The sequence below is a fragment of the Oleiphilus sp. HI0066 genome, assembly GCF_001635725.1.
The window spans coordinates 1-1835 of sequence record NZ_LWFH01000970.1; the positions used below are offsets into that span (position 1 = coordinate 1).

Sequence of the window (1835 nt, forward strand, 5' to 3'; positions counted from 1 at the left end):
CCTGAATTCTCGCCTCAACACAATGTGTTTCGATGGGTTTAATATTAGGGGCGTAGGGGGCGTAATTTAATCGTCCTAAGGGAGTAGTCCCTTTGTGAAAAGCCGTAAAAGTGTGATTTTTTTCTCACTTTTAGATGATTTTAAAGACTTTTCCCTAAATAACTTCTAGTTGACGGGCTTTTGAAAGTGCCTCTGTGCGGCTTTTTGCACCAATCTTTCCGTAGATGTTTCGAATGTGGGCTTTTACTGTCGCTGGTGCGAGTGATAATTTTTGTGCAATTTCTTTATTTGCTAAGCCTTGGTCTATCAATCTGATCACTTCTAGCTCGCGCTGACTTAAGGGTTCGAGCAGTTTAAGATTTCCTTCTAACGCCGCTGCACCCGGAAGCTGTGTCTGACCACTTGTTTGCGCGGCTTTTACGCCCAGTTCTTCACTGAGCTTTTTCAGAAAGGCATCGGGAATATTGGCGGGTTTACATAGCGCAAGGACATTCGGAGTGTCTTCATCCTCGTGTACAAAGACACGAGTCATTCCTTCCCGTCCTGCAAGCGTGAGCGCTTCGGTAATAGCTTCTGCTGCTTCATCATTGTGTTTTGATTTGAACAGGCATAATGCTTTGATAAGCAGTGCTTGGATTAAATGATAAGTATGATTTAGGTCTCTCGCTTGGATTGCGATACGCTCGCATATTTCTAGCGCAAGGGCACTGTGCTTTTGTTTCAGATATAAGCGCGCTTTGCTTAGATTGATATCTTCAAAATTTAGGGGCAGCTCGTTGATCGCCTCTGCGTCGATAGATTCCAGCACGACGTTGGCACCTTCAAGATTATTTATGGCGACAAGGCAACGCGCTTTCATCGCTCTTAAACTCGGGGGCGTATACATCATCGCGTCTTTTTTGTGTTCATAGACGTTGATGGCATCATCTAGGCGTTCTATCGCTTCGATAAACTCGCCTTTCGAAAACAATACATTAGCTTGCGTGTATTGAATTAAGATATGCAGGCCGGGCTCTGTTCCGATATTGATGTGCTTCAGCAAGGGGTTAATGTAGGCCGACGAAATAGTAATCTCACCTCGTTCGAGGTAGATCATCGCCAGAATACTGTTTTGCCAACACGATAAAATTCTTGGTTGTGATGGATCGTGGAAGCTATCTATCCAGTGTTGATTCTGCATTCCCGTTTCAAGCGCCGCATCAAGTTTGCCTTGGTAGTAGTAGATCCAACCAAGTAAACCGCTACTAGAAAGCACGGTCGTGTATTTCTTTTCTCGCTTGCCGTGCTCTATAGCTGCTTTTAAAGCTGTCTCAGCAGACTCTAAATCACCCACCGTGAAGCTGTCTAAGCCAATTCCATAGTATGTCACTGATTTGAGTGGCATATTAGTGCTGTCTAATTCCTCTAATACCTGCTTAGTCAGCTGACTAGCGCCACGTAGATCTGATTGCGAACGGGCGATATAAGAGCGAATTAATGAGATTTCGCTATGCAGATCAACAAGCTCGTCAGTACTGGTCTCTATGTTTGCTAGACGCTGTTGATCGATTAATGCTTCTAATTCATCAAGCAGAGGTTGGATGACCTCGATTTTATTACTGAAAAATAGGGCCCAAATTCTCAATAGAAGAATTCTGGGTGAGCGAGATTTGAGTTGCTCTGGAATGGCAGCTATCCATTCGAGCATCGGCAGATGATGCCCTTCATGAATTAAATTGTTGCCGTTGCTTTCAAGTAGTCTTGCTAGAAGTTCCCACTCTTGAAGAAGCACAGCTTGTTCGATGGCTTCATGTGGTTGGTTATGCTCGATGAGCCAGTCTATAGCGCGAGTTTGT

General features: G+C 44.4%; 1 protein-coding gene. It reads right to left on the reverse strand.

What is annotated here, in order from left to right:
* Positions 1–154: 154 nt before the first annotated feature.
* On the reverse strand, positions 155–1835 hold a 1681-nt coding region (locus A3738_RS11015), incomplete at its 5' end, for a LuxR C-terminal-related transcriptional regulator (protein ID WP_231876624.1).